The 20,368-nt window shown below is 52.3% G+C and carries 19 protein-coding genes; 7 read left to right on the plus strand and 12 right to left on the minus strand.

Annotated elements, in window-relative coordinates:
• Positions 1-39: 39 nt before the first annotated feature.
• The 5 genes from cysZ to gatC form a co-directional block, all read right to left on the minus strand.
• On the minus strand, positions 40-870 hold the full coding sequence (gene cysZ / locus ACJJI3_RS21935; protein WP_444940935.1) for a sulfate transporter CysZ: 831 nt from the start codon (positions 868-870) through the stop codon (positions 40-42).
• A 43-nt stretch (positions 871-913) separates the two neighbouring features.
• Positions 914-1,210: a PA4642 family protein gene (locus ACJJI3_RS21940; protein ID WP_444918020.1), complete on the minus strand. Its 297-nt coding sequence runs from the start codon at positions 1,208-1,210 to the stop codon at positions 914-916.
• Positions 1,211-1,276: 66 nt separating this feature from the next.
• A complete protein-coding gene (gatB, locus tag ACJJI3_RS21945) occupies positions 1,277-2,728 on the minus strand; it encodes an Asp-tRNA(Asn)/Glu-tRNA(Gln) amidotransferase subunit GatB (protein WP_444940936.1) in 1,452 nt (483 codons plus the stop codon).
• An 11-nt stretch (positions 2,729-2,739) separates the two neighbouring features.
• Positions 2,740-4,185, minus strand: coding sequence for an Asp-tRNA(Asn)/Glu-tRNA(Gln) amidotransferase subunit GatA (gene gatA / locus ACJJI3_RS21950; protein WP_444940937.1), 1,446 nt, complete (start codon positions 4,183-4,185; stop codon positions 2,740-2,742).
• Between the two features lie 71 nt (positions 4,186-4,256).
• A complete protein-coding gene (gatC, locus tag ACJJI3_RS21955; RefSeq protein ID WP_444896336.1) occupies positions 4,257-4,544 on the minus strand; it encodes an Asp-tRNA(Asn)/Glu-tRNA(Gln) amidotransferase subunit GatC in 288 nt (95 codons plus the stop codon).
• Between the two features lie 357 nt (positions 4,545-4,901).
• Here gatC and ACJJI3_RS21960 point away from each other — a divergent pair, with 357 nt between their 5' ends.
• The 7 genes from ACJJI3_RS21960 (at position 4,902) to msrB (ending at position 14,427) form a co-directional block, all read left to right on the plus strand.
• Complete coding sequence (locus ACJJI3_RS21960) at positions 4,902-5,936, plus strand: rod shape-determining protein (protein WP_020412569.1); 1,035 nt, start codon at positions 4,902-4,904, stop codon at positions 5,934-5,936.
• A gap of 139 nt (positions 5,937-6,075) precedes the next feature.
• Positions 6,076-6,918: a rod shape-determining protein MreC gene (gene mreC / locus ACJJI3_RS21965; RefSeq protein ID WP_413663056.1), complete on the plus strand. Its 843-nt coding sequence runs from the start codon at positions 6,076-6,078 to the stop codon at positions 6,916-6,918.
• On the plus strand, positions 6,905-7,384 hold the full coding sequence (gene mreD / locus ACJJI3_RS21970; RefSeq protein ID WP_413663055.1) for a rod shape-determining protein MreD: 480 nt from the start codon (positions 6,905-6,907) through the stop codon (positions 7,382-7,384). The genes mreC and mreD overlap by 14 nt, the downstream gene beginning before the upstream one ends.
• A gap of 97 nt (positions 7,385-7,481) precedes the next feature.
• Positions 7,482-8,093 (plus strand): Maf family protein, encoded by a 612-nt coding sequence (locus tag ACJJI3_RS21975; RefSeq protein ID WP_444940938.1) that lies wholly within the window; start codon positions 7,482-7,484, stop codon positions 8,091-8,093.
• Entirely contained in the window at positions 8,090-9,577 is a 1,488-nt protein-coding gene (gene rng, locus ACJJI3_RS21980) for a ribonuclease G (protein ID WP_444940939.1), read from the plus strand. The genes ACJJI3_RS21975 and rng overlap by 4 nt, the downstream gene beginning before the upstream one ends.
• A 36-nt stretch (positions 9,578-9,613) precedes the next feature.
• Entirely contained in the window at positions 9,614-13,810 is a 4,197-nt protein-coding gene (locus tag ACJJI3_RS21985; protein ID WP_444940940.1) for a YhdP family protein, read from the plus strand.
• A 74-nt stretch (positions 13,811-13,884) separates the two neighbouring features.
• Entirely contained in the window at positions 13,885-14,427 is a 543-nt protein-coding gene (gene msrB, locus ACJJI3_RS21990) for a peptide-methionine (R)-S-oxide reductase MsrB (protein WP_444940941.1), read from the plus strand.
• A 59-nt stretch (positions 14,428-14,486) separates the two neighbouring features.
• On the opposite strand, the gene yjgA is transcribed toward msrB, so the two are convergent.
• From yjgA to ACJJI3_RS22025, 7 genes are all read right to left on the minus strand, one after another.
• The gene (gene yjgA, locus ACJJI3_RS21995; protein WP_444940942.1) at positions 14,487-14,999 is read right to left on the minus strand and encodes a ribosome biogenesis factor YjgA; all 513 of its coding nucleotides are present in this window, start codon (positions 14,997-14,999) and stop codon (positions 14,487-14,489) included.
• A gap of 46 nt (positions 15,000-15,045) precedes the next feature.
• A complete protein-coding gene (gene mgtE, locus ACJJI3_RS22000; RefSeq protein WP_413663049.1) occupies positions 15,046-16,413 on the minus strand; it encodes a magnesium transporter in 1,368 nt (455 codons plus the stop codon).
• A 99-nt stretch (positions 16,414-16,512) separates the two neighbouring features.
• Complete coding sequence (locus ACJJI3_RS22005; RefSeq protein ID WP_444918013.1) at positions 16,513-16,782, minus strand: HPr family phosphocarrier protein; 270 nt, start codon at positions 16,780-16,782, stop codon at positions 16,513-16,515.
• A gap of 19 nt (positions 16,783-16,801) precedes the next feature.
• Complete coding sequence (gene rapZ / locus ACJJI3_RS22010) at positions 16,802-17,662, minus strand: RNase adapter RapZ (protein ID WP_444940943.1); 861 nt, start codon at positions 17,660-17,662, stop codon at positions 16,802-16,804.
• 105 nt (positions 17,663-17,767) lie between these two features.
• Positions 17,768-18,229 carry a PTS IIA-like nitrogen regulatory protein PtsN gene (ptsN, locus tag ACJJI3_RS22015; protein ID WP_444896344.1) on the minus strand — a complete coding sequence of 154 codons (462 nt, stop codon included), beginning with the start codon at positions 18,227-18,229 and terminating at the stop codon, positions 17,768-17,770.
• Between the two features lie 3 nt (positions 18,230-18,232).
• Positions 18,233-18,523 carry a ribosome hibernation-promoting factor, HPF/YfiA family gene (hpf, locus tag ACJJI3_RS22020; RefSeq protein WP_108734230.1) on the minus strand — a complete coding sequence of 97 codons (291 nt, stop codon included), beginning with the start codon at positions 18,521-18,523 and terminating at the stop codon, positions 18,233-18,235.
• 196 nt (positions 18,524-18,719) lie between these two features.
• The gene (locus tag ACJJI3_RS22025; RefSeq protein WP_444940944.1) at positions 18,720-20,186 is read right to left on the minus strand and encodes an RNA polymerase factor sigma-54; all 1,467 of its coding nucleotides are present in this window, start codon (positions 20,184-20,186) and stop codon (positions 18,720-18,722) included.
• Between the last annotated feature and the right edge of the window lie 182 nt (positions 20,187-20,368).

The raw sequence follows: 20,368 nt of genomic DNA on the forward strand, positions 1-20,368 counted from the left end.
GCCCTCTGTACGAGAGGGCTTCCTATCTTACTGGTAAGGTTACTGAAGTACTGGAGTTTGAGCTCCCGGATCCCCTTCAATACGAAGTCGCTCAATCCACAGAGCCGTACCGCCAGCAACTGCCGCAGGCATAATAAAGATATTTAAAATCGGCACCATTTTGGCAAGCATCACGGTCCCACCAAAGGTAAGGCTAGTGAGTTTACGGCGGCGCAGTACCGTTTTTAATTCATCGAATGGCCGTTGGTGGTTATCCAGTGGGTAGTCAACGTATTGAATAGCCATACACCAAGCGCCCCAAACTGCGGTGAGCACTGCGGGGATAATAATGGTCCAGCTGGTGATGGTGGCAATTATAAATACGATCAACCCCCAAAATATAAAGTAACCCAGCTTACGCAATTCCCGGCCCAGGGTACGCCATACCATTTGCACTATCGGCTCGGCAGGAGGAGCTTTATCGGTTAGCAATTCTTCTACTTTCTCAGCGAGCAAACCGTTAAAGGGGGCGGCAATAATGTTGGTGATGACGCTAAATAAATAGCCGTAAGCAAGGAAAAATAGGAAAAGCACTATTAGTGCAATAATCCAGGCGAGCCAGCGAAAAACACTGGCGGTCCATGCTGCACCCTTGGCCATAATGGCTTCCCACCAGGACATATTCTCCGTATTTACCGGCGTGTGGGAAAGCAGGCTACTGATATAATCGGTAAGCCCTCCGAGCTGTGAAATCATTATGCTACTGATAATAATAAACAGCACCAGATTTATTAGTAATGGCACCAGGATAAATGGGCGTAACTCACGCCGGGTAATCAAGTGGATACCGCGCACCAATGCGTCGATACCGTGAACGGGATTTGAAGTCATACTCTCACCTTTCGCTGGTACGATGCCTAAATTTCCAGAGTTCTTAGTTGGCGCCAGCGGCTTTTAAAATCTCGCTATATTCTGCGCCCTGGCGGTGTTCAGCAATACGTGCAAGCAGAGTTTTTCCATCGGGGCCAGGGCTGTTCAGATCCATGCCTTCAGCGAGAAACAGCTTAACAAATGTGGCAAAACTCTCTGCTTTCATGCTTCGGTAGGCGCGCTCGAGCAGGTGAAAATCCCGGTTTACGCCTGCGGGGGCTTCACCAATCAAGAATCCAGCAATACGCTCCTCGTCAAAAACTTCTCCGAGTACTTTTTGTTTGTCTTTTTTCAGGCTCAAAACTATATCCTTGCTACATAAATAGGGGTCGGGCGAAGCCCGACCCAGGTCTTGAAATGTTGAGGGTTAAAGCAGTGCGTCCAATTTTTGCTTGAGGATTTTATTAATCATCTTCGGGTTTGCCTGCCCTTTGGACGCTTTCATAATTTGCCCGACGAAATACCCCATCATTTTGGGGCGTTTTGATTCATCTGCCTTGCGGTAGTTTTCTACTTGGGCATCGCTTGCAGCGATCACCTCATCCACCATTTTTTCGATAGCGCCGGTATCGGAAACCTGTTTCAGCCCACGCTTTTCGATGACTTCGTCGGCACTGCCCTCTCCGTCGGCAATAGCCTCGAATACCTGTTTGGCGATTTTGCTGGAAATGGTGTTGTCTTTGATGCGTGTGATTAGTCCAGCTAGCTGGTCGGCAGAAACCGGGGATTGGGAAATAGTCAGTTCACGACGGTTGAGCAGCGCTGCCAGTTCACCGTTAATCCAGTTGGCGGCAAGCTTGGATTCGCCACATGATTTACTCACAGTCTCAAAATAGTCTGCACTGGCACGCTCCTGTGTCAGCTGGTCTGCATCATAAGCAGATAGCTGATATTCCGCTTGGAAGCGGGCTGCTTTTGCATCAGGCAGTTCTGGCAGGATGTTGCGCAGTTGTTCGACATATTCATCAGTGAGTACAACTGGCAGAAGGTCCGGGCAGGGGAAGTAGCGGTAATCATTGGCTACTTCTTTGCTGCGCATAGAGCGGGTTTCATTTTTGTCCGCGTCGTAGAGGCGGGTTTCCTGGGTAATGGTGCCGCCGTCTTCCAGGATATCGATCTGACGTTCAGCTTCGACTTTAATTGCGCGCTCGACAAAGCGGAAAGAATTGATGTTTTTTAATTCTGTGCGGGTGCCGAGTTTTTCTTCGCCTTTCAAGCGCACGGATACATTGGCATCACAGCGCAGTGAGCCCTGGGACATATCACCATCGGAAATGCCCAGGTAGGTTACGATACTGTGAATTTTTTTCAGGTAGGCCACAGCCTCGGCGGCACTGCGCATATCCGGTTCAGAGACAATCTCGATCAGCGGCGTACCTGCGCGGTTCAGGTCGATACCAGACATCCCGTGGAAATCTTCATGCAGGGATTTACCGGCATCTTCCTCCAGGTGGGCGTGGTGTAAACGCACTTTCTTACTGCTGCCATCTTCCAGGTGAATTTCCACTTCACCTGGGCCGACAATAGGTTGTTCCAATTGAGTGGTTTGATAGCCCTTGGGCAAGTCGGGATAGAAGTAATTCTTGCGTTCAAAAACGGAGCGCTTGCCGATCTCCGCGTTCATCGCCAGGCCGAACATTACCGCAAAGCGAAATGCTTCTTCATTCGGTACCGGCAAGGTGCCCGGCATAGCCAGGTCCACAGCGCAAGCCTGGGTATTCGGCTCGGCGCCAAAGCGGATGCTAGCGCCGGAAAAGAGTTTTGACTGGGTGGAGAGCTGGACGTGAATTTCCAACCCGATAACGATTTCCCATTCCACAATTTATCTCCTTATACGGCGCTGGCTTTGTGCCAGTCGGTTACCTGTTGGTATTGGTGGGCGATATTGAGCATGCGCGCCTCTTCCAGGTAATTACCGGTTATTTGCAGGCCCACTGGCATATTGTCCACCAGGCCACAGGGTACAGACATGCCAGGTAGTCCGGCGAGGTTGGTGGCGATGGTGTAGATATCCTCCAGGTACATAGCTACCGGGTCAGCGCTCTTTGCGCCAAGCTCGAAAGCGGGGGAGGGGGTCGTGGGGCCCATAATCACATCCACTTTTTCGAATGCTTCGACAAAGTCCTGCTTGATCAGGCGTCTGGCCTGTTGGGCTTTGTTGTAATAAGCATCGTAATATCCGGCGGATAGGGCGTAGGTGCCTACCAGGATGCGACGCTGCACTTCTTCGCCGAAGCCTTCACCACGGGAGCGCATATAGAGATCGCGCAGGTCCTTGGGTTCTTCACAACGGAAGCCATAGCGCACCCCATCGAATCGAGAAAGGTTGGCAGAGGCTTCAGCGGGGGCGATCACGTAGTAAGCAGGTATCGCTAACTCGGTATGTGGCAGGCTGATATCGACGAGTTGCGCCCCCAGCTTTTCAAACGCTCTCAAAGCCTCTTGAACCCGGCTTGCGGTTTCAGGGTTAAGGCCTTCCCCAAAGTACTCTCGGGGTACTCCAATCCGCAGCCCGGTGATCGGGTTATTCAGTTCGGCGGTAAAATCAGAGGGCTGCTGCTTCAGGCTGGTGGAATCTTTCGGGTCGTGGCTGGCCATAGCGGACAGCAGGTAAGCCGCATCTTCGGCGTTGCGGGCGATGGGGCCAGCCTGGTCCAGGCTGGAGGCGTAGGCCACGATGCCATAGCGGGAAATACGCCCGTAGGTGGGCTTCAGCCCGGTGGTATTTGTCAACGCCGCCGGCTGGCGAATAGAGCCGCCGGTATCGGTAGCTGTGGCGCCGGGTATCAGTTGTGCAGCAACTGCCGCAGCTGAGCCACCGGAGGAACCGCCGGGCACACAGCGGGTATTCCAAGGGTTTTTTACTGGGCCGTAAAAGCTGCTTTCGTTGGATGAGCCCATGGCGAATTCATCCATATTGGTTTTGCCCAGGGATACGGTACCGACAGCGTTGAGGTTCGCTGCCACCGTGGCATCGTAGGGGGGGATAAAATTATCCAGCATTTTTGAGGCACAGCTGGTGCGCACGCCGTTAGTGCAAATAATATCTTTGTGGGCGATGGGCACACCGCACAGTGCCGGTGCCTCCCCGCTGGCCAGGCGTTGGTCGGCGGCCGCGGCCTGTGCCAGAGCGCTCTCTTCGGTGACGGTAATAAAACTGTTGTAGTTGCTGTCCAGTTGCTGGATGCGGCCGAGTAAATGGCGGGTTAGCTCTGTACTCGAGAACTCTTTGCTCCGCAATCCACGGATGATCTCGGCGATAGTAAGCTGATGCATATTATTCCCTTAAAGGCTCTAGACGGGCTGAGGGCTGGGTATTTAGGTGAACTTAGTCAGTGTTGGGCCGGCTAATCAATTACTTTGGGAACCAGGTAGAGGCCTTCTTCGGTTTGGGGAGCCAGTTCTAGGAAGTCTTTGCGCTTGTCAGTCTCTGTCACTGCGTCGGTACGCAGTTCCTGGACTTCATCCAGTGGGTGCGCCATCGGGGCGATACCATCGGTATTGGTGGATTGCAGCTGGTCGACCAGTTGCAATACATCGCCGAGGCGGTTGCTGACTTCTTCGATGGTTTCTTTGGATATGGCGATACGGGCCAGTTCCGCGAGTTTTTCTACAGTTTGCGTATCCACTGCCATGGTGATGGACTCCTCCAGCTTGAGTTGCGAGTCGAAAACTGCCCGGATTATTTGCTGCGGGCAGAACCGGCAAATTTAGCACATTGGGGTTATATTCTCACCGGCTCCGGCAGTAATGGATAGTGGGCCTCAAATGACCTCCCTTCAGCCTTGCCCTGATGCCTAGCGGTTGTTAGAGTTTGCCGAATCCTGCCGAGTGATGAGAGACTCCGGTATTTTGCGTAGAATCCGATTCGAAATGCGGCTCGGAACTCAGAATTATTTTTGCGGACTAATTAGGATTTGTATCCATAAAAGAAGCCGCGCCCGCAGTGCCCGACCTGGGGGCTGATAATTAGTACAAGGTAATCGAATTCCATGTTTAAACGTTTGCGGGGTATGTTTTCCAGTGATCTCTCCATCGACCTGGGAACTGCCAACACGCTGATTTACGTTCGCGATCGCGGCGTAGTACTCGACGAACCCTCTGTCGTCGCAATCCGTCACTACAATGGCCAGAAAATCGTTGAGGCTGTCGGAGTAGAAGCCAAACGCATGCTCGGCCGGACTCCTGGCAATATTACCGCTATTCGCCCGCTGAAGGACGGTGTTATCGCCGACTTCCAAGTGACCGAGAAAATGTTGCAGCACTTTATCAAGAAAGTGCATGAAAATAGCTGGATGCGCCCGAGTCCGAGAGTGCTGGTGTGTGTTCCCTGCCAGTCCACAGAAGTGGAGCGCCGCGCGATTCGCGAGTCGGCCCTGGGTGCAGGTGCTCGCGAAGTGTCACTGATCGAAGAGCCCATGGCCGCTGCCATAGGCGCAGGCTTGAATGTCGAGGAAGCGAGCGGCTCCATGGTGGTGGATATCGGTGGGGGCACCACTGAGATCGCCATTATCTCCCTGAATGGTGTGGTTTATTCCGATTCGGTGCGTATCGGCGGTGACCGTTTTGATGAAGCTATCGTCAACTACGTGCGTCGCAACTACGGCAGTGTGATTGGTGATGCAACTGCTGAACGGATCAAAGAGGAAATTGGCTGCGCTTATGCAGGCAGTGAAGTTCGCGAAATCGATGTGCGCGGACGCAATCTGGCCGAGGGCGTGCCTCGCAGCTTTACCTTGAACTCCGACGAAATTCTCGAGGCCCTGCAAGAGCCTCTGACTGGTATTGTGCAGGCTGTTAAAAGTGCGCTGGAACAATCCCCTCCCGAATTGGCTTCTGATATCGCTGAGCGCGGTATGGTGCTGACTGGTGGTGGTGCTCTGTTACGCGATCTGGACCGCCTGTTGATGGAAGAATCGGGCTTACCGGTGATTGTTGCCGATGACCCGCTGACCTGTGTGGCGCGGGGTGGCGGCAAAGCGCTGGATATGTTGGATCGCAGCCGCCTCTACCTGATGTCTAACTAGTAGACATCGGTATTATGTGACCTGCTAGGGAGCTTGTGGCTATATCCGCAAGCTCCTTGTAATAAAAAAATGCGAGTCACCTTTTGTGGCTTGTACTGTTCTCACCATCTTTGATTGACCTGTTAAGAGGGGATTGCCTGTGAAACCGCTATTTACCCGCGGTCCCTCTGCCGAATACCGCCTGGGCTTTCTCATCATACTCGCGATCTCGCTGATCGTTTCCGATCATTACACCAATTGGTTTCAGCCTGTCAGAGAACGCTTATCAGGAGTTATTGCTCCACTGTACTGGGTTACAGGAGCCCCCGAGCGTGTGGGCGATTGGGCCGATGAGCAGTTTCGCTCGCGCGAAGAACTGCAAGAGGAAAATAGCCGCCTCAAGCGCCAGGTTTTACTGCTGGAACAGCGCAGCCAACTATTGGCGGCCGTAAAAGCGGAAAACACTCAGCTCAAAGAACTGATGAACTCAGCAGAAATGGTCGATGACCGAGTATTGGTGGCTCAGGTAATTGGTGTTACCCCGGACCCTTTGGAGCATGTGCTGCTGATTGACAAAGGCCGCGATGACGGCATTGATATCGGTACCCCGGTAATGGATGCCAGTGGATTGCTGGGGCAGGTGATTGAAGCTGGCGACTCCTACAGTCGTATCCTGCTGATAACTGATTCCAGTCATGCCATTCCCGTCCAGGTTCTGCGCAACAGTATGCGCACCGTCGCCGAGGGTACAGGTGATCTGTATCGCCTGAAGTTACGCCATCTTGCTAATACCAGTGATATTCGTGAAGGCGATTTGCTGCTCAGCTCCGGCTTGGGTAGCCGCTTTCCCGCAGGTTATCCGGTTGGGGAGGTCATCTCAGTGCAGAGAGATCCGGGTAAACCTTTTGCGGAGGCTGAAGTGTTGCCGAGGGGGCGGATGAATCGCAGCCGCTTTGTATTGGCGGTCATTGGCAGTGGAGGACATTCTGTTGCAAGCGAATAACCGCTGGTTTATCGCGGTCACTATTCTGCTGTCACTGCTTCTCTCGGTTATGCCCCTGCCACAGCAGTGGCTCTGGTTTCGGCCGGCATTTCCGGCTTTGCTGGTGATATTCTGGATTACCCGAATGCCCCAGACCTTTGGGGTGGGGTTCGCTTGGATGATCGGTATTGCCCAGGATTTGGCTACGGGGGCGAGCTTGGGAACTCATGCCCTGGCCCTATCGGTACTCGCCTATTTCAGCTTACTGACTTACCAGCGTACCCGGGCATTTAATCCGGCCCAGCAATTGTTGTGGGTATTTGTTCTGGTGGGCATTCATCAAGTGGTGGGCAACTGGGTGCACGGCCTTGAGGGGAAATCGGTACCCGGGCTGACTTTCCTGTGGCCCGCCTTGACTACAGCCCTGCTCTGGCCCTGGGTGACCCCGTGGCTCAGGGGGCTTTCCGGGCGTTTACACGTTCGTTGACCGTCTCGTCGGCACTGTAAATCAGTGTAAAAAATCGATCATTTTTCGAACAGTGCCGCTATAATCAGCCGCTGACCCACAGGGAATATGTAATAGAGTGACAACAAGCGCTTCAGAAAATCGACTTCTTTTGGCCTCTGGTTCGCCGCGCCGCGCCGAACTGTTGGCCCAGATTGGGGTGCCTTTCTCCCAATTGTCCCCCGCTGTTGTAGAACAGCGCCAACCTGCTGAAAGCCCTCTTGAGTACATAGAACGCTTGGCCCACGACAAGGCTGTCGCCGGGTTTCAAGCCGCTGACAGCCCGCAGGGACTCTGGTCTTTGGGAGCGGATACGGTGGTTATGGCAGGTGAGAGGCTGCTGGAAAAACCCCTAGATTTTGCTGACTTTGAGTCCATGATGCTGGCGTTATCGGGAGTAGAGCACTCTGTTTTCACGGCAGTGTGCTTGCGTTCACCGGATCGACAGTTTAGCCGAGTAGTGGAAACTCGAGTCAGGTTTCGCCACTTGTCCAAAGTTCAAATAGCGGATTACTGGAGTACTGGAGAGCCTGTCGATAAAGCTGGCGGTTACGGTATTCAGGGTTTTGGTGCCGCCTTGGTAGAAGCTTTTAGTGGCAGTTACAGCAATGTTGTAGGGCTCCCATTGGAAGCTGTAGTCCCCATGCTGGATCATGCAGGCATTCCCTATTGGCAGGAGGGCCAATCTTGAGCGAAGAGCTGTTAATTAATGTTGCGCCGACTGAAACCCGGGTTGCGCTGGTAGAAAATGGTGTGCTCCAGGAGGTCTACCTGGAGCGGAGTGCCCGGCGAGGGATTGTAGGAAATATCTATAAGGGAAAGGTGATTCGCGTATTGCCCGGAATGCAGGCCGCTTTTGTCGACATAGGCCTCGAGCGTGCGGGCTTTATCCATGCCTCGGATATTGCACCTCTCGACGAAGAAGGTATGGAGGCACGGGATGCCGAGGTGGCGGATATCCGCGCGCTAGTCAGAGAGGGGCAGTCACTGATCGTGCAAGTAGTGAAGGACCCTATCAGCAGTAAAGGTGCCCGGCTGACTACCCATCTGTCGGTTTCTGCACGTTACCTGGTGTATATGCCGCAGACGCGCCATATCGGTATCTCTAATCGAATTGAAGACGAGAACGAACGCGAGCGATTGCGCCAGTTGGTTGAAGCAGCTTCTCTACGCCTTGCAGAGGATGGTTTGTCGGCCGACGGGGGCTTTATTTTGCGTACCGTTGCCGAGGGGGTGAGTGAGGAAGAGCTGCTGAGAGATATCCCCTTTCTGTACAAATTATGGGGGGAGCTGGATGAGCGCATTAAGGAGCGTCCAGTGACTTCGGTTATCTATGAGGACCTTCCACTATTTATGCGCGCATTGCGTGACCTTGCGCGCCCTTATACCGAAAAGATTCGTATAGACTCCCGAGAGGCCCACGGCCGTGCGGCAGAATTTGCCGGTAAATATGCGCCGGAAATTGCCGGTCGTCTGGAGCACTACCCGGGTGAGCGCCCACTGTTTGACTTGTACGGTGTTGAAGAGGAAATAAGAAGGGCACTACACAACAAAGTCACCTTGAAGTCTGGCGGCTACTTGATCGTAGAGCAGACAGAGGCGATGAGTACAATTGATGTCAATACGGGTGCTTTTGTTGGGCATCGAAACCTTGAAGAGACTATCTTCAAGACCAATCTGGAGGCCGCTACAGCGATTGCCCGTCAGCTGCGTTTGAGGAACCTGGGTGGGATTATTATTATCGATTTCATCGATATGAAAGACCCAGAGCACCAGCGACAAGTCTTGCGCACCCTGGAAAAGACCCTGGAGCGCGATCATGCCAAGTCCAGTATCACCGGGGTCTCCGAATTGGGGTTGGTGGAAATGACTCGCAAACGCACCCGTGAGTCACTGGGGCAGATTTTATGTGAGCCTTGCTCTGTTTGCAGTGGGAGGGGCACCTTAAAGAGTGCGGAGACAGTTTGCTTCGAGATTTTCCGCGAGATTATTCGAGAGGCGCGCTCTTACGATAGTGAAAAAATTATGGTACTGGCCAGTCAGGTGGTTATAGATCTTTTACTGGATGAAGAGTCGGCTAATGTCGCCGATCTTGAAGAATTTATTGATCGGCCGATTCAGTTCCAGGTAGAGCCCATTTACAACCAGGAGCAATATGACATTGTTCTTGTGTAATCCATTATTCACTCGCCAGCAAGCTAAGAGAGCTTATTGTCAGCACTCGGTCCGTGCCTGTTTGGTGGTGAGGGTATAGCGATGGTTGTAATACGCTGGATTGCAAGAAAGTTCTGGTTACTGTCGGTAAGTTTGGTGATTGCACTGGCAATCATCGTGCAAACAGGCCGACTGCTGTCCCCGCAGGTAGAGAACTATCGTCCGCAGATTAGTCATTGGCTTAGTGAGCAGCTAGGCGTTCCTGTACAGATGGATCGTATTTCCCTGCGTTGGGAGGCCCTTGAAGTTGCATTGCAGCTGGATGGACTGCGTCTGGGGGAGCACGGTGAGCTGAGAATGGGGCACGGCCTGTTCCAGCTGGATCTACTTTCCAGTCTCTGGAACCGGGAATTGGTCTGGAAAGACCTGCAAATGAATCAGTTTTCGGCCGGGCTCAACCGCGATGAAAATGGCCTCTGGTATCTACAGGGGTTTCCCGATGCCCCGCTTAAGCTTGAAGGCAGCACTGCACCCAATCCCGAAGCGGCAGATCCGGCCCGCCTATTCCAGTTGAGCCCCAAAATCCAAATCAGTGATGCAGCGATCACTGTGCGCCTTCCCGATGAGCAGCTGGCAGAAATCAATTTGCCTGAAATCCAGCTGGAAAATAGCGGAGATTTTCACCGACTGACTGCACGGGCTTTTATTTCCCGTGAAGGGGAGAGCAGCCAGGTTGATGAAGAGACCCTACGGGTTGTGTTAGAGGGGCGGGGCAATCCCAAAGATAAAGAGCACTTCTCACTGCGCGGCTATATGCAGCTTAATGAGTTGCTACTGGATGAAGACATTGTCAGCTTGCTTCACGAACTCACCCCGTTACCCGACCGGTTTCACTGGCAGGGGAAGAAGTGGGCAGACGGCCGCTTGTGGTTGCATAGTGATGCCGTAAGTGGGTATCGCATAGTGGGCCAGGTGGACTTGGCCCAAGTAGAAAGCCTGACCGATATGCAAAGGGCAGGAGATGATATAGAAGAGCATACACTGGCTCCGTTGCGCGCTTTTTCTGGCAACTTGTCGGGCCGCTGGTTGCCGGGAGAGCACTGGCGATTAGCGCTGCAGGATATTGAAATTGATTGGCAGGGCTTGAAAATGCCGTCGCTGAACCTGCAGGTTAACAGTGACCAAGAGGGTATAGCCCTGATGGCCGATCTGGTCGATCTCGCTGGTTGGAGCAGTATCTTAAATCGCTTGTCGTTACTCGAGGGAGCTGCAGATGAATGGTTGCGTGCACTAAAACCCCAAGGTCAGTTGCGCAGCCTGCGTCTGCGAGCTGGTGCGGACCGGCAGTTAGAGATCAGCGCAAACCTGGAAGATATTGCGGTCGAGGCGTTTCGAGGAGCCCCGGCAATTACTCAGTTGAGTGGATATTTGCAGGTTGAGGGCGCCAGTGGCCGGGTTGAACTCGACGGTACCTCCCTCGGGGCGCACTTTCCCAGTTTGTATAAGAATGCTTTCGGATTCGAGCAAGCTAGCGGCACCATAGCCTGGGATGTCGATAAGGCGTTGAACGAAGTCAACGTATTGTCGGGCCCGCTGATGCTTGGCGGTGAACTTGGTCAGGTCGGTGGTCAGTTTATGCTGTCACTACCCTTCCACGCCCAAACACGACCTGTGGATCTGGTGCTTTCCCTATCGATAAAAGATGCGGGGGTTATTACCCAGGAAGAGCTGGTGCCATTTGTGGTTAGCGATGATTTGCGCAGCTGGTTGAAAACTGGCCTGGGTAAGAACAATCAAGGGCGCGTTGAGAGTGCGGCCTTTATCTATCGCGGCAGCAGTTATAGCAAAGAGGGTAAAGAAGAATCCCTTAGAGCATTCGCGACTCACCAAAAGCGCAGAACGATTCAGTTGGCGCTCGACTTTTCAAATGCGAGCCTGGACTACGCCAGTGAGTGGCCTGAGGTCAGGGATGTGGATGGCCGTTTGTTGCTTGATGATGAAACTGTGCGGGTCAATGCCGATAAAGCCAAGCTCTGGAATATGGATGTTGGAAATATTCTGGTTGCGGTAACCCCACAGAGGGGTGGAGGCTCACGCCTCGATGTACAAACTGAGGTGGTTGGACCCGCTGCTGATGGGTTGCGATTATTGCGTGAATCACCACTCAGGGATCACCTTGGAAGTGCCTTTGATGATTGGAGCCTGACTGGGAATTTGGATGGCGTTGTATCCTTAACTCTACCTTTGGGACAGTCATCAGTAGTTCCCGAGCAACAGGTTGAAGTCAACCTGAAGCACGGCGACCTTCAGCTGAAAGGGCTCCGCCTCAATGCGACTGCGTTGAATGGTTTGGTGAAATACGATAGTGCGACAGGCCTTGAAGGGACCCAACTGAACGGCAAATTGTGGGGCCTCCCGCTGACTGCTCGTATCCAACATATTGGTGAGGGGGATGCACGGGATACCCAGGTGCTTATCGATGGCAATGCATTGGTTGAGTCGGTACACGCTTGGAGTTCGCGGCCAGAACTGCAGTGGCTGGAAGGAGAAATGGATTATCAAGCCCTGGTGACCATTCCTGCAAAATCAGCGGAAACCCCCTACGCCGCCGTATTTGAGCTCACTTCCAACCTGGCCGGTGTGGCTGTAAACCTGCCTGACCCACTTGGTAAGACGGCGGAAGCAGAAACCAATTTTGTATTGCGAGTGCCGATTGGGGAGCAGGGCAGCTTGTTCCATTTGGACTATGGGGAGCATTTACAGGGGCAGTTTTGGCTGATTGATGGAGAGTTGGATCGGGCTGCAATCGCTTTGAATGCTGAGGCAAAATTGCCCTCCAAGCGGGAGTTGACGGTCACTGGAGATATTTCTACTGTTGACTTGCCTCGCTGGCAGTCTCTGCTGGATATTTATCAGTTGTCTGAACCAGCGAAGCCAAGCAGCGCTGTTGTAAGTACCGCAGAAAACCCGGGAGAGGCTGCTGAGAGTGTTATTGAGCCACTTCCGATACGTCTGGATGTCAGTACAGATCAGCTTCGGCTGGGCTCTGCAGAAATTGAGCATATCCATGTTACCGGTGAGGGAGTGGGGACAGATTGGAAGCTCAAATTTGACAGTGAAATGGTTGCAGGAAATCTAACAGGCCTATTGGATGGCAGTACACCGTTACGCCTCAAGCTGGCTCATTTGCGTCTGCCTCAGCCAGAGAAACCGGCTGAAATCGGTGATGAAGCTTTTCCCTTAGACCCCTTTGCGGAGGAGGTGGTAGCGGACCCTTTGGCGGAGTTTGATTTTACTAGTTTGCCACAAATCGATTTTAGTACTGATAACCTTCAAATAGGTGAAGAGGTCTTGGGCCCCTGGTCATTTAAGTTGAGGACAGCTGTAGATCGTTTGGTGGTGAGTGATATCCACGGCACGGTGAGAGGGTTCCGCATCGAGGGGCAGGGCAAACACAGTGGTGAGCTAGGTGCAGAATTGGTGTGGATGAGGGATGCCGAGGGGCAGCAATCATCACAGTTTATCGGTCGATTGGTGGCTGATGATCTTGCAGATATCCAGCGGAACATGGGCCATGAGCCGTTGATTGAGAGTAAATCGGCGAGCTTTGAGACTGCTTTGAAGTGGGAGGGGGCCCCGACCCAGGTAAAAGGAAGTCTTCTCTCCGGAGAGCTTAAGATCGATATTCGCGATGGCCGTTTCCTGCGATCAACCGGTGCGACAGGCTCGACCGTGCTGCGCCTATTGTCATTGTTTAATTTTGATACCTGGGCGCGACGCTTGCGTCTTGATTTCACCGACCTTTACAAGAGTGGTATGGCTTTTGATAGGGTGCGTGGAGAAGTGGTCTTTGAAGGTGATGGCCAGCTTCTTATTGCAGTACCCATTCAGGTGGAGGGGCCCACCAGTGAACTGCAGATGGCGGGGCGGGTTAACTTGGTCCGGGAGGATCTGGACTTAACTTTGGTGGCTACTTTGCCGGTGGGCAACAACCTGGCTCTGGTTGCAGCCCTAGCCGGTGGCTTGCCTGCGGCTGCGGGTGTCTACCTGATCAGTAAGGCATTTAAAAAGCAGGTTAAAAAGGTCGCCAGTGTCAGTTACCGAATTAGTGGCGGCTGGTCAGACCCACAAATGCGATTTGAGAAATTGTTTGATGGAGATGGCGCCAAACGTGAGGGCGCGGTTCTGGATCATGAAGGGAACAAGACACAGGTTAGAGTCGGTTCTGAAGAGAAGTCCCCACCTGCAGCTTGAGTTTTAATATCCAGAGGTAGCGTGCAATAGCCATCTAATCTTAGTGATGATCCCCTGTAAAAGGAGCACTGTAGATGGCGTTGCACTCATTATTGCCCCTCCTTCTTTTTACCGTCGTCACCCTTTCGGCATGCTCTGAGGCAGATGACCACCAGCGCGACCAAAATATGACGGTCGCTCAAGCTAAAAAGCATATTGCAGAGGGTACTGATCTCGATCAGATCCCTAAGTCTGTGTGGAAGCAGATTCTGCCAGAGGATCGCTACAAGGTTCTCTGGAAAAAAGGTACTGAGCCCGCTTTTAGTGGCAAGCTTCTGTATAACAAAGAGAAGGGGGTCTATGTCACCGCGGGTTGCCGTCTACCAGTTTTCAGCTCTGAGCAGAAGTTTAAATCGGGAACTGGTTGGCCCAGCTTCTGGGATGTTGCCTACCCACAAAATATTGTCTTGAAGGACGATTACAGCTGGGGGCTGAAGCGGACTGAGGTGCTATCAAAGTGCGGGGAACACTTGGGGCATGTTTTTAAAGATGGTCCAGAGCCCACTGGCTTGCGCTACTGCCTAAATTCTCTCGCCCTGGACTTTGTGCCTGCCTCAGGGGATAAGAAAGTGCAATAACTTCTGATGACTAGATTGCGGGCGCTGCCAGCCAGTTAACTCTGGAGCGCCCGGAGTCCTTATTCCGCTTCCTGGATAAAGAAGTCGCGAAGATAGCGGAATAATTTTCGTTGATTGGTTGGTGGCTTATTGTTTTTGATTTCTCGATGGGAGTCCCTAATCAGTTGACGCAGCTGTTGGTGATCGACACTTGTATGCTGGTCAAAGAACTCACCCTGGGCACTATTGCCTTCTTCCAGTAGTCGTTTGCGCCAGTCTTCAGCCATTTTATCGAAACGCAGGTATTGGTGGTCTCGCTCTTTAAAACGGTTCAACACTGATTCTATCGCCTCTTGATCGGCACTGCGCATCAACTTGCCGATGTACTGCATCTGGCGCCGGCGAGCTTCATTGGATTTGATCCGATGTAGCGTAGCAATAGCCTCCTGTAAGTCCTCATCTATGGGGACTTCAGCCAGTTGGGACTTGGAGAGCTCGGTTAGTTGCTTGCCGAGATCCTGCAGCTCGTGCATTTCTTTTTTGACCTGACTTTTACTTTTCGGCAGGTCGTCATCGTAGTCGTCTTCGTACATCTTTGATTCGCTTTCAGTAAATAAGGGGGCTTGGTCCAGAGGTGGTTTAGCTAAAGTACCAAGTGGCCAAGCCCAGAAAAGACATAAAGCCTACTACATCGGTGACTGTAGTAAGCGCTACCCCGCCGGCCAGTGCCGGGTCTATATTCATGGCACGCAATGCTACTGGTAATATCGCTCCGGCGAGTGCGGCGGTTAATAGGTTGATTATCATGGCGGCAAGGATAATGACCGCAATCCATATATCGCCAAACCACATGGCGGTTATCAAGCCCATCACAAGCGCCCACAAAAGAGCATTGAGTGCCGCCGAACCCAGCTCACGGGAAAGTAGCCAGCTTAAATTACTGCGTCCTATCTGGCCTAAGGCCATACCGCGAATGACCACTGTCAGCGTTTGGCTACCGGCCACGCCCCCCATGCTGGCGACGATGGGCATTAGGACTGCTAGGGCTACCACCTTATCCAGGGTATTTTGGAACAAACTGATTACCCAGGAGGCAAGCAGAGCTGTGAGCAGATTAATACCCAGCCAAACGGCCCGACGCCGAGCAGTGCGCCCTACTGGGGCAAAGGTGTCTTCCTCCTCATCGAGGCCGGCAAGGCTCATCAGGGAGTGATCTGCATCCTCTCGGATAACATCTACTACATCGTCAATGGTGATTCGCCCCAGCAGGCGGTTATCTTCATCGACTACTGGTGCGGTAATCCAGTCATATTTCTCAAACAAGCGCGCGACTTCAGTGTCGGGCATATCTGCGGGTATCGGTTCCACATCGGTATTGACCACTTCGCGAACTGTCACCGATGGGTCTGTGGTGAGAAGTTTGGATAGTGGCAAGAGACCGATATATTGGCCCCTCCGGTTAATCACAAAAAGGCTGTCGGTAGATTCCGGTAGTTGTTCATGGCGCCTAAGGTAGCGAAGTACCACATCGAGAGTCAGGTTGGGGCGGACAGAGATAGTGTCCGTATCCATTAAACCGCCAGCCGTGTTCTCATCATAGGCGAGAACACTTTCAACTCGGAGACGGTCGGTTTCCGTCATCGATGAGAGTACTTCGGCAACAACGCGCTCCGGCAGCTGCTGAAGTATATCGGCGATGTCGTCGGCATCCAGGCCTTCCATCACCTCCACCATCTCCTCGGTATCCATAGTGGCGAGGATCTGGCTGCGCACATCGTCGGTGAGTTCCTGCAGGACCTCACCTTCTATTTCTCTGTCCACCAAATTCCAAAGTACCTGGCGGATACGCGGTGGAGAGCTCTCCAGCAATTGCGCAACACTCTGGGGAGTTAGGGTCTTGAGCATGCGCCGGACTTCTTGTCCCGTACCGCTATCCAGCGCGGCATACAGCTCACCCAGCTGATTCTGTGCGCGGAATTTGATTTCGGCTTGGGGAGAGCTGGGCACAACAAGTCCTTACTGCTAGTGGTGGATTTGGGAGGCGATGTAAAAGCTTAGCGATTTAATGTTTAGAGTGAGCTTTTCGTGGCAATAGTATACTGGCCTCTATTCAGCTTCGCCGAATCGATTGGAGATCAGTGTGCTGATAGCTTCCAAGGCGGCACTTTCATCTGTCCCCTCTATTTCCAGTTCTAGCTCCGTGCCTTTGCCTGCAGCTAGCAACATTAGGGCCATCACACTTTTTCCATCTACGGCTTTACCCTGGCAATGCACTTTAATATTGGAGCAGAACTTGGAGGAAGTCTGCGCGAACTTGCTTGCAGCTCGGGCGTGCAAGCCGAGTTTATTGATGATGGTCAGTTGGTGTTTCTGCATTGCGCTGCTCGACAAAAATCTATTTTTGTTGCTCCCGGTGGCGTATCTGGACGTTATCAAACTCTTTGGAAAATTTCTTTACCAGCTGTTCAACCATATAAACTGATCGATGTCGGCCCCCAGTGCAGCCGATAGAGACACAGGTGTAGCTGCGATTACTTTTCTGGTAGGAGGGCAGCCAGTTTTCCAAAAAGTTGGTGATATCAGCCTCCATCTTTGCGGTCTCTGGGTGAGAGCGCAAGAATTCAACGACCTCGATATCCTTACCGGTTTTTTCTCTTAGAGCTGGTTCCCAGTAGGGATTGGGTAGACAGCGCAAGTCAAAAATCAAGTCAGAGTCCACAGGCACCCCATACTTGAACCCGAAAGACTGGAAAAGAATCGCCATGCTGTTTGATTGTTCACCAACAACACGATTTTTAATCAGTTCGCGCAGTTGGTGCAAACTCAGGGTGCTGGTATCAATAACCATATCCGCAATGGTTGAGATAGGGGTGAGCAGCTCTTTTTCCTGATTGAGAGCTTCTAGTAAATGGGTGCAATCATTGCTGAGAGGGTGCTTCCGTCTGGTCTCACTGAATCGCTGTACTAAAACCGGCTCGCGGGCATCGAGATAGATAACATCACATTGAACCCCTGCCTCGCGCAAGGACTCAATAACACTGGGAGCCTGTCTTATATCTTGCCAGAGGTTGCGGGCATCGACGCCCAGGGCCAGGGGTGTGTTTTCTTTTGGCGGTTGTGCCTTGACCCTCTTAACCAGCTCCGGGAGCAGGCTGGTGGGAAGGTTGTCGATACAATTGAAGCCGACATCTTCCAGTAATTGCAGTGCAGAACTTTTTCCGGAGCCGGAGCGTCCACTAATTATCACCAAGCGCATGGAGAGCCCTTTTCTTTGATCAAGTCTTTATTATTTCGCTTGTTGCACTACCTGAACAATGAGGTGAATGTCAGCTCTGAAACTCAGTTACTAACAAAACCTCCTCTAGGCGGCTGCGGTACTATCAATAGCGAGGGCATATAGCTCATCACTACTTTGTGCTTGCCTTAGCTTATCTCTAACCTGGCTGTTGGAAAACAGAGCGGCGATTTCGGCTAGCGTATCCAGATGTTCCTGCTCAGCATCTTCGGGGACCAGAAGAGTAAATAGCAAATCGACAGGCTGGCGGTCGACAGAGTCAAAATCAATGGCGGGCTGGGTGGTACAGAGAACCCCAATGGGGCTATCACAGCCGGGCAGCCTGCAATGGGGAATGGCAACACCATCGCCGATACCGGTGGAACCAAGGCGCTCACGGGCGATCAGTTGATTAAAAACTGTATCGGAGTCGTGTTGAGGATATTGTTCGGCGATGGCCTGGGCAATATTGAGCAGTAGCTTTTTTTTGCTGCTCCCCGCCAGATGGCAAAGGCTAAGGCGGGGAGAGAGTAATGCTTCCAGTGTCATAGTTCAGCGATGGTTCTGCAACTTCTCTTTGTGTTTTTTCAGTTGGCGGTCCAGCTTATCGGTGAGCGCATCAATTGCCGCGTACATATCTCTGTCTTCGGATCCAGCACAGAGGTCGTGACCGTTTATATGTACCGTCGCCTCAGCTTTTTGGATCAGTTTTTCGACGGATAAAATTACTTGCGCGTTGGTGATGTTGTCGTAATGTCTGGACAGCTTCTCCATTTTGCTTTCGCAGTAGCTGCGCATAGGTGAGGTAACGTCGACGTGGTGGCCACTAATATTGATCTGCATGGATTTCTCCTTAAAGGTGCATCACAAGCCGGCGCTCACCCCCTATCGGGTCGCAACCCTACTAGGAAGTGGGCCAGAATGGAAGGATACACTCAAATTTTGGATTTTGGTTGCAGGTTGGGGGCGGAAGGCGCCAGTAGCGCATGACTGGAGGTGGGTTAGGAGTCAGATTAATTGGCTGTGTTTGGGTTGTGGCTTAAATGAGCCTCTTTCTCTCACTTGAGGAGGGGATGCCCATAGATTCACGGTATTTCGCTACCGTTCGGCGCGCAACCTTGATGCCTTGCTTGTCCAGCTCCTGAGTGATCTTGTTATCTGATAGCGGCTTTCGAGGTACTTCTGTGTCAATCAGCTTGCGAATCAGAGCTCGAATGGCGGTGGATGACGCATCCTCACCGGAATCTGTACTGACGTGGCTTGAGAAGAAATATTTGAGTTCGAAAACTCCCCGTGGAGTCAGCATATATTTTTGGGTGGTCACTCGGGATATGGTGGATTCATGCATGCCAATGGTTTCAGCAATATCTGCCAGAACCATTGGTCGCATTGCCTCTGGGCCTTCCTCAAAAAAGCCCTGCTGCTTATCCACAATGGACGTGGCGACCTTTAGCAGGGTGTCGTGGCGGCTCTGCAGGCTCTTCAAGAACCAACGGGCCTCCTGCAAGTGATCCCGCATGAAATTGTTTTCCCGGGAGTTGTCCGCCCGTTTTACCAAGGAGGCGTAGTGGCCATTAATCCGGATCTTTGGAGTGATTTCTGGATTGAGTTCGACCAGCCAGCGGTGATCCTTACGGGACACAATAATGTCGGGAATGACATAAGCGGGCTGTTCCCCGCTGAACTCCTCACCTGGGCTGGGGGTTAGTGTCTGGATAAGGCGGATCACTTCGCCGAGCTGGGTTTCGTTGAGGCGTGTGCGTCGGGTGAGTTGTCTGAAATCCCTTTTTCCAAGTAATTCCAAGTGGCGCTCAATGATGGTCTGCGCTTCGTTTAGCCACGGAGTTTCCGCTGGTAGCTGCTTGAGCTGGAGTAGAAGGCATTCTTGGAGGTTTCTGGCCCCGCAGCCAGCTGGTTCGAATTGTTGTACAGCTTTAAGGACTGCAACTACCTCATCTTCTTCGAGCTGAAGTGAGGTGGCTACGTCATCAACGGTGGTATTGAGAAGACCGTTTGGGTCGATGGCGTCAATAAGGTGCTCGCCGATCCATTTATCGTGACTGGAAAGTGCTGTCAGGTTTAATTGCCAGCGCAAGTGGTCTTGAAGTGTGTCGGTGGAAGAGTTGCGCTCAAAATTGGGGTCGTCGCCTTCGGCGGGGCCACTGTAGCTGCTGTAAATGTCGTCCCAGTGAGAATCAACCGGCAGCTCTGTTGGAATATCCTGGCTCCAGTCGGAATCACCAAGCTCTTTTTCCTCAGCGGCTGTTTGGTTTAAATCCTCCCCTGCAGCGGCTGGCGGCTCTTGTTGTGCGTTGCTCTCGGTATTGGCTGTTGCTTGTTGAGCCTGATCTTCACCCTCAGCTTCCAGCATTGGGTTGCTGTCGAGGGCTGCCTGGACTTCTTGCTGTAAATCTAGTGTGGAGAGCTGCAGGAGGCGTATTGCCTGCTGCAACTGGGGGGTCATGGTTAGCTGTGCGCCGAGCTTGAGCTGGAGAGACTGCTTCATAATTTAAAGTTGCAGGCCAGTGCGACAAAGGGTTCGTCAAAATTAACCCGAGATGGCGCAGACTACCTTGGCCCTCAAACTATTACAAGCAATAAGCGTGCCGACTATTGCCTGCTAAGAGGTCGTTTCTTGGTTGATGTATGATAAGTTTCTCGAAATTTTTATTATTAAGTTACACTTGT

The organism is Microbulbifer maximicatervae (SeqCode) (assembly GCF_052466985.1).

What these genes read in the sequence shown, in the direction of transcription:
- cysZ (WP_444940935.1), bottom strand. Translation starts at nt 870, where the DNA reads ATGACTTCAAATCCCGTTCACGGTATCGACGCATTGGTGCGCGGTATC.
- gatA (WP_444940937.1), bottom strand. Translation starts at nt 4,185, where the DNA reads ATGCATCAGCTTACTATCGCCGAGATCATCCGTGGATTGCGGAGCAAA.
- gatC (WP_444896336.1), bottom strand. Translation starts at nt 4,544, where the DNA reads ATGGCAGTGGATACGCAAACTGTAGAAAAACTCGCGGAACTGGCCCGT.
- ACJJI3_RS21960 (WP_020412569.1), top strand. Translation starts at nt 4,902, where the DNA reads ATGTTTAAACGTTTGCGGGGTATGTTTTCCAGTGATCTCTCCATCGAC.
- msrB (WP_444940941.1), top strand. Translation starts at nt 13,885, where the DNA reads ATGGCGTTGCACTCATTATTGCCCCTCCTTCTTTTTACCGTCGTCACC.
- yjgA (WP_444940942.1), bottom strand. Translation starts at nt 14,999, where the DNA reads ATGTACGAAGACGACTACGATGACGACCTGCCGAAAAGTAAAAGTCAG.
- ACJJI3_RS22005 (WP_444918013.1), bottom strand. Translation starts at nt 16,782, where the DNA reads ATGCAGAAACACCAACTGACCATCATCAATAAACTCGGCTTGCACGCC.
- rapZ (WP_444940943.1), bottom strand. Translation starts at nt 17,662, where the DNA reads ATGCGCTTGGTGATAATTAGTGGACGCTCCGGCTCCGGAAAAAGTTCT.
- ptsN (WP_444896344.1), bottom strand. Translation starts at nt 18,229, where the DNA reads ATGACACTGGAAGCATTACTCTCTCCCCGCCTTAGCCTTTGCCATCTG.
- hpf (WP_108734230.1), bottom strand. Translation starts at nt 18,523, where the DNA reads ATGCAGATCAATATTAGTGGCCACCACGTCGACGTTACCTCACCTATG.
- ACJJI3_RS22025 (WP_444940944.1), bottom strand. Translation starts at nt 20,186, where the DNA reads ATGAAGCAGTCTCTCCAGCTCAAGCTCGGCGCACAGCTAACCATGACC.